6 protein-coding genes are annotated in these 7124 nt (G+C 68.2%); 5 read left to right on the top strand and 1 reads right to left on the bottom strand.

Annotated features, from left to right (window positions below; all coding sequences use genetic code 11):
• Positions 1 to 116 precede the first annotated feature (116 nt).
• Both AB1460_RS26175 and AB1460_RS26170 read left to right on the top strand, forming a co-directional pair.
• Positions 117 to 824 carry an ABC transporter ATP-binding protein gene (locus tag AB1460_RS26175; RefSeq protein WP_368964768.1) on the top strand — a complete coding sequence of 236 codons (708 nt, stop codon included), beginning with the start codon at positions 117 to 119 and terminating at the stop codon, positions 822 to 824.
• Positions 821 to 2140 (top strand): ABC transporter permease, encoded by a 1320-nt coding sequence (locus AB1460_RS26170; protein ID WP_368964767.1) that lies wholly within the window; start codon positions 821 to 823, stop codon positions 2138 to 2140. The genes AB1460_RS26175 and AB1460_RS26170 overlap by 4 nt, the downstream gene beginning before the upstream one ends.
• A 599-nt stretch (positions 2141 to 2739) precedes the next feature.
• Here AB1460_RS26170 and AB1460_RS26165 read toward each other — a convergent pair.
• Positions 2740 to 3156, bottom strand: a complete 417-nt coding sequence (locus AB1460_RS26165; protein ID WP_368964766.1) for a MerR family transcriptional regulator — start codon at positions 3154 to 3156, stop codon at positions 2740 to 2742.
• A 56-nt stretch (positions 3157 to 3212) separates the two neighbouring features.
• Between AB1460_RS26165 and AB1460_RS26160 the strand changes: the two genes are divergently transcribed.
• The 3 genes from AB1460_RS26160 (at position 3213) to AB1460_RS26150 (ending at position 7114) form a co-directional block, all read left to right on the top strand.
• The gene (locus tag AB1460_RS26160) at positions 3213 to 4172 is read left to right on the top strand and encodes an oxidoreductase (protein ID WP_368964765.1); all 960 of its coding nucleotides are present in this window, start codon (positions 3213 to 3215) and stop codon (positions 4170 to 4172) included.
• Positions 4173 to 4908: 736 nt separating this feature from the next.
• Positions 4909 to 5124 carry a hypothetical protein gene (locus AB1460_RS26155; RefSeq protein ID WP_368964764.1) on the top strand — a complete coding sequence of 72 codons (216 nt, stop codon included), beginning with the start codon at positions 4909 to 4911 and terminating at the stop codon, positions 5122 to 5124.
• A gap of 724 nt (positions 5125 to 5848) precedes the next feature.
• Complete coding sequence (locus AB1460_RS26150; protein WP_368964763.1) at positions 5849 to 7114, top strand: SDR family oxidoreductase; 1266 nt, start codon at positions 5849 to 5851, stop codon at positions 7112 to 7114.
• Positions 7115 to 7124: the final 10 nt, after the last annotated feature.

The following is a 7124-nucleotide window of genomic DNA, read 5'->3' as shown; positions in this document are numbered from 1 at the left end:
TGGGCGTCAGGCCTTCGCCGGGTCCAGGCAGGAGCGCCGTCTCACATCAGTCCTCACGGGACAAGCACCGCAAGCGCTCCCTGCCGGGATCCACCGTGCGAAGGGAAGGTAGCGCCATCAGCGCCGCGGTTCCCATCGTCGTCCTCGACCGGGTGTCCAGGCGCTTCGGCCCGGTCAGCGCGCTGGCCGACGTCAGCCTGCGGATCAACTACGGCGAGCTCGTCGGGATCGTCGGGCCGTCCGGGTCGGGCAAGTCGACGATGCTCCACCTGCTGGGCACCCTCGACGGGCCGACGACGGGAATCGTTACCATCGACGGCCAGCCGGTCCACGCGCTGAGTGACGACCAGCGCTCGGCGCTGCGCGCGCAGCGCATCGGATTCATCTTTCAGCAGTTCCACCTCGCCCCTGGCGTGCCGGCGCTGGACAACGTGGCCGACGGCCTGCTGTACGGCGGCATACGTCGTTCGGAACGGCTCGAACGCGCACGCGCAGCCCTCGACCGGGTCGGTCTCGGTCACCGAGTCCACCACCGGCCGCACGAGCTCTCCGGCGGCGAACGCCAACGCGTCGCGATCGCCCGCGCTGTGGTCGGCGAGCCCACGCTGCTGCTCGCCGACGAACCCACCGGCAACCTCGACTCCTCGTCCGGGACCGAGGTGATGGTCCTGCTACGACAGCTCCACTCCGCCGGAACCACCATCGTGATCATCACGCATGACCGCGACATCGCCGCCGCCTTGCCACGCCGCATCGAGATGCGGGACGGCCACAAGGTCGGCGACAGCGGAGACGTCCGGACACCTCAGGGAGCCCGCGCATGACCACCGCCCGATCAACGACCGGTGCCTCACCAACGACCGACGCACCTACTCAGGACGGCACCTCGCCGACGAGCAAGTCCGAACCTGCGACTCACCCCGCACCGGTGCCGGATGCCGACCCGGTGCTTCGCCCGGTCCGGCTCGCGGCGCGGGAGCTGGCCCGGGTCGGCGCCACCGGTCTGCGCTCGCGACCGATGCGTGTCGCGCTGTCCGCCCTGGGGATCGCGATCGGCATCGCGGCCATGATCTCGGTGATCGGCATCTCCTCCTCCAGCCGGGAGGACTTCCACCGCCAGATCGCCGCACTCGGCACCAACCTGCTCACCATCAGCCCCGGTCAGAACCTCTTCGGTGATCAGGCACACCTGCCGACCGAGGCCGTCACAATGATCGGCGTGATCGGCGACGTCGAGTCGGTCAGCGCCACAGGCCTGGTGCCAGACGCCAAGGTCTACCGCAACGACCACATCCCGGCTGCGGAATCCGGCAGTATCGCCGTGCTGACAACCAGGCTGGACCTGCCCGACACCGTCGGCGCCGACATCGTCGCCGGTACCTACCTCAACGAGGCGACCCAGCACTATCCCGCTGTGGTCCTCGGATCGACGGCGGCGGTCCATCTGGGCGTCGACTCGACCGGACCGGATCAGCAGATCTACCTCGATGGCCAGTGGTTCACCGTGGTCGGCGTTCTCGCCCCGGTCGGCCTCGCGCCCGAGCTCGACCGCGCCGCCCTCGTGGGCTGGCCCGTCGCCGCCGACCTGCTCGGCTTCGACACCCACCCGACCACCCTGTACACCCGCACAGACCCCAACCATGTCGAAGCCGTGCAGACGCTGCTCGCCCGCACGGCCAACCCCACGGCGCCCAACGAGGTCGACGTTTCACGTCCCTCCGACGCCCTCGCCGCCCAGCACGCGGCCGACTCCACCCTCGGCGGGCTCCTGCTCGGCCTCGGTTCCGTCGCGCTGCTCGTCGGCGGCATCGGCGTCGCGAACACTATGGTCATATCCGTCCTCGAACGACGAGGCGAGGTAGGACTTCGCCGCGCGCTCGGGGCCACACGCGGGGACATCCGCAACCAGTTCCTCGCCGAGGCGCTTCTCCTGTCCACACTCGGCGGGATAGCGGGACTCATCCTCGGCACCGGCGTCACCACGTGCTACGCCACCATTCAGGCCTGGCCTGCCGTCGTCCCCTCCTGGGCGATGCTTCTCGCTTTCGGCGCCACTATCGTCATCGGCGCGGTCGCCGGGCTCTACCCCGCCACCCGCGCCTCCCGCCTCCAGCCCACCGCAGCCCTCACCGCGCCCTGAGCTGCCAGGGCACCGGGGGCCGCTGGCGGGCGGTGTCATGTCACAGGATTCGGAGCCGTCTGCTCGTGCGTCGGACGGCTCACTCACCGCCTCCGTCGCCGCGCTGACCGACCTGCGGCTCAGCGGATCGAACAACTCGGCGGCGTCAGCAACGGGGGCGAGTGAACTATGTCGGTCCGTACCCATTCGACCCGAGCGGCCCGAAAGGAACGTCAAGCCGACCAGGGGCCCGCGGTCGGGCCTGTAAGAACGTAGCCTGGAGCAGCTAGGACTCGAGGGCTGTGGTCGGCCCCGTGATGTTTGGATAGCGGTTCGCATCGTGGACGGTTTTGCCCACCATGCAGGGTCACCTACGGATGACCTGCGAAAATATCTTGTTTTCGATCGTCTTGGTGGGCAGCGCCGTTCGCGTGTCGCGGTGACATCGCGTTTGTGCAGGTAAGAGAATTATGGGTGGTTCAAGTCCCCTTGTGTTCCTCGACCGGTTTGCTACTTAGTATGTCGGCTCCCGACTGGGAGTGGCGAAACGTCGTGCGATGCCTTCAAGGCCGGTGGTGTCGTCGTGGTCGGGTATGCGGGCGCGGAGAGCACGGGCACTGTCAGTCGTTCCCAGCTACCGGGGCCCAGAGACCCGCCGCGGTGCCCGCCAGGACATGCTCGCCGTAGATCCGGACCTTCTCCTGGATCACGGCCAGGTGTTCCGCCAGCTCCGCGATCCGCACCTGGACAGCCTGTTCGTGCTCGACCAGGACAGCCAAGCGCTCGGCCTCGTTTCCCGGCCCCGACCGCACCAGACCGGCGAACTCGCGGATGCGGGCGATCGGCATACCGGAGGTACGCAGCCGGTTGATCAGGTGCAGCCACTCCAGATCGGCGGTGTCGTAGACACGCCGGCCGCCAGAGGTACGCGAGACGGACCGTAGGAGCAACCTTTCGCGCTCGAACCAGCGCAGCGTGTCCACGCTCAACCCGGTTCGGGTCGCCACCTCACCGATCGAGAAGCGCTCGGCCGCCACCGGACCCCGTCCTCTCCCCTTGAGCTGGAGTGCACTCCAGATCGTACGTTCGCCGCATGACCACCTCACCCCCACACCATCCGCCCAGAACACCGTTCGGTCGCGACACCACCGCCGCCCAGGTCCTCGCGGGAACAGACCTCAGCGAACGCACGGCGCTGGTCACTGGTGGTTACTCCGGGCTCGGCCTGGAAAGCACCCGAGCGCTGAGCCGTGCCGGCGCGCGCGTCCTTGTGCCAGCCCGCCGACCCGATGCCGGGAGAAGGGCCACCGCCGGCATGCAACGAGTTGACGTCGGCCAGCTCGACCTGGCTGACCTGAGCAGCATCCGGCGCTACGCCCACCAGCTCCTCGACACCGGCACGACCATCGACATCCTCATCTGTGGCGCCGGGGTCATGGCGATCCCCGAGAGCCGGGTCGGTCCCGGCTGGGAAGGGCATTTCGCCGTCAATCATCTCGGTCACCACGCCCTGGTGAACCTGCTCCGCCCTGCCCTGCAACCCGGATCACGGGTAGTCGTGCTCTCCTCCGCCGGCCACTTCCTCTCCGGCATCCGCTGGCACGACCCGCAGCTCACCACCGGCTACGACCGCTGGATCGCATACGCGCAGTCGAAGACCGCCAACGCGCTGTTCGCCCTCCATCTCGACGCCCTGGCCAGGAACGCGGACATCCATGCCTTCTCGGTCCATCCCGGCAGCATCCTCACCCCGCTGCAGCGGCACATACCGGAGGTCGAGCAGCGATCTCTGGGCTGGATCGACGCCCACGGCCGGCCCGCCACGGGATTCAAGACGCCCGCCCAGGGCGCCGCGACCGCCCTCTGGGCAGCCACCAGCGCGCAGCTCGCGGGACACGGCGGCACCTACTGCCAGGACTGCAACCTCGCATCTCCCGCCACCACCGACGACATGCTGATCGGCGGCTACAAGCCGTGGGCGGCCGACCCCGCCGGCGCCACGCGGCTCTGGGCGCTCTCCGCCGACCTCACCGGACTCGACGCCTTCAGCTGACTCACGCCCGAGCGCACTGCGCCAGCGCCAGCGCCAGCGCCAGCGCCTCGACGATCACGGCGCTACCGACGACGAACGGGACGGTCGCGGTGCCAAGCGCGGGAACGCGTGCCGATCGGTGGGCGTGGGTCCCCGCCCTGGCTGCGGGGCGGTAGGCAACCAGGGCGGGTGTGGCGACTATGGCGGTTCTAGTGGGACGAAGTCGCAGGTAGGCGGTCTGACATGTCTATAGTCTCGAGCGTTGTCATCGGCGCAGCGATTTTCGGGTGATGGTTCGTATTGTGGACGGTTTTGTCCATTCGTTCGACCTGCGGTGATCTCTCGCGGTCAGGCCTTCCTTGATCGTTATGTAGCCAACCGTGTAGCCAAGCTGCGTCAGCCGTGGCCGCGGTCCGGCTTATCCCAGCCGGACCGCGGAGGAAGCTGTCCACGGCCTCGGCAGCCGCCTGCAGACGCTCGGGGAGCGCGTGGCCGTAGCGCTCCATCGTCATCCGGGACGTCGTGTGCCCGAGGAGCTCCATCACCATCCGCGGTTCGACGCCGGTCGCCAGGAGGGCCGGCCGCCAGGAGGAACGTTGCGTACGCATGGCGAAGATCGTGTAGTCGGAGCCCCGGGAGATCTGCCCGTCCGCGGAGCTGCTCCACCCGTCGTGTGACGTTCCGCGGCTCCAGGAGCGCGGGTCTTCGGCCGGACCAGGCAGAGTGCGCGGTCCACCCGCTGCACGGATCGCTGGACATGCAGCGACCTCGCGCCGAGGTCGACATCCGACCAGTGCAGACCGAGCAGCTCACCACGGCGCAGACCCATGGTCAGCGCCAGGACGAACAGCACTTCCAGCCGGTCATCGGCAGCAACAGCCAGGAAGCGGCATGCACCATCGCTGGTAAGCGTCGGACGTTGTCCAGAATCCGCGAGACCCGGCGGCCTCACCGCCTGGCCGCGGCGCGGTAGGCAGCCAGGTGGGCGCGGCGACCAGGGCGGTTCTGGTGGGACGAAGCCGCAGGTAGGCGGTCTGACAGGTCTATGCCGCCGCAGATGGCCGACTTCCTCCTTGTTCGCGGCGGCCCCGGCGGCCCCGGCGGCCCTGGCGGCCCCGGCGACCTCGGCCGGATGGCCGCCCGCACACCGCCGCGGCCTGCGGCCGCACCTCGACAGGCGAGTGACTGCTCCGACGGCCACCGGGATTGCGTATAGCTTGTGCCCGGGGTATGACCCGATTACGGCCTGCCGATACCCGGACAGGTCGATGGCGAATACCAGACCCCCACCATTCAGGATGTCTTCGCGGTCGCGCCCAGGCCCCTCCTTCTTCGACAGATCTGGTGGATTCCGGTGATCGAGCCATATCCGGACCCGCGCCTCACTACTTCCCAGACCGCTCCTCCATGCAGTGAAGATCGAGTTTGGCAACGATTGGTCAGCGCAGCCGGGAGTTACAAAGAAAACCAATCTACAAAGGCAATAAGACGAAGCACGGTACTGCTATTTGGTGATGAAAAGTCCGGGATGTTCTTCGATTCTCTCCGGGTGTGGTCGAAGTTGGTGGCGCTAATGAAGTCGAGACCCGTGATATAACCGGCTGGGTTCGTTACCGCCGGCCATTCGGCTGCGAAAGCAGCTAGAGAATTAACCGGATGGGTCGGTGCTGGTGACTGGCAAAGAAACGAGAGAGCGAGTGGATCTTCTCTGCACGGGAACCGTTGGTTTCCTCGGTTCTCACGTACTGCTGGAATGGTTGCACTCCCATCCGGACGGGCGGGTGCTGTGTCTGGTACGGGGGGCGCGCGACGCCGCTCCGCGGGAGCGGGTGCTGGCCGCGTTGGCGACCGCGGCCGCGGACTGCGGGACGGCCTTCGACGTCGGCGCGTGCGCGCGCCGCATCACTGTCCTGCCTGCGGATCTGCGTGTGCTGCGCCTACGGGATGACCCGGTCTGGCAGGCATGGGTGCGCGCTACAGACGGGTTCGAGGTGCTGCACGGCGCGGCCAATCTGTCCTTCCGCGAGGAGGACCGGGGCGAGGTGTGGTCGTCGAATGTGGATGGCACGCGCCGGCTGCTCGCCGAGCTGGCCGACACGTCCGGCCTGCACGCCGTCAACTACATCAGCACCGCCTACGTCTCGGGAACCCGGGAAGGCCTGATCACCGAGGAGGACACCCGCTGTCCGGAGGCGTTCACCAACGTGTACGAGGAAAGCAAGTGGTACGCGGAGGGGCTGGTCCGGGAGCATGCGGCGAGCCATGCCGTCGGTGTCCGGATCTTCCGCCCGAGCATCATCATCGGGCACTCGCGCACCCTGCGCACGAGCTCGCGGACCGGTCTCTACAAGGTGGTCGAGCTCCTGTGGAAGGCAGCGGGGCACATCCCCGAGGGCACGCCTTCGGTGCGGCTGCCCGCCAAGCGACAGGCGAGTATCAATCTGATCCCGGTCGACGTGGTGGTCGACGAGATGCTGGCGATCCTCGATCAGGGAGCCGCGACGACGGGTCGGGTGTATCACCTGACCAACGAACGGCCGCTCAGTCTGGCCGACCTCGTCTACGGGGTGCCGCCGCTGATCGGGCTGGCGCTGGAGGCGGAGTTCTCCGGCGCCCCCGAGCAGCGGGACAACCTGGTCGAGGCGGTCCTGCTTCGGAAGATGCGTCACTACCTGCCTTACCTGTGCTACGAGCGCACCTACGACCGGGCCAATGTGCGGGCCTGCGGGGCCGACCACGGGCACGCCGGTAACTGGCTGGATCTGGTCCGCATGCGCGAGTTCGTCCAGGCCTTTCTCGACGAGCTCGAGGCGGAGACGCGAGTGGTCTCCGGAACGCGGGTGCCTGACGGAACGCGGGTGCCTGACGGGGCGCGGGTGCCTGACGGGGCGCGGGCGGCGCTGGCGACGGCTCCGAGCGGCACGCTGGTCGGATCCTCCGCCGGGGCGGAGTCGGTGCTGTGACACACGGGGA

Origin of the sequence: Parafrankia sp. FMc2 (genome assembly GCF_041008525.1) — a bacterium.
Lineage (GTDB): Bacteria > Actinomycetota > Actinomycetes > Frankiales > Frankiaceae > Parafrankia.
This window is presented reverse-complemented; position numbering and strand designations above follow the sequence as displayed.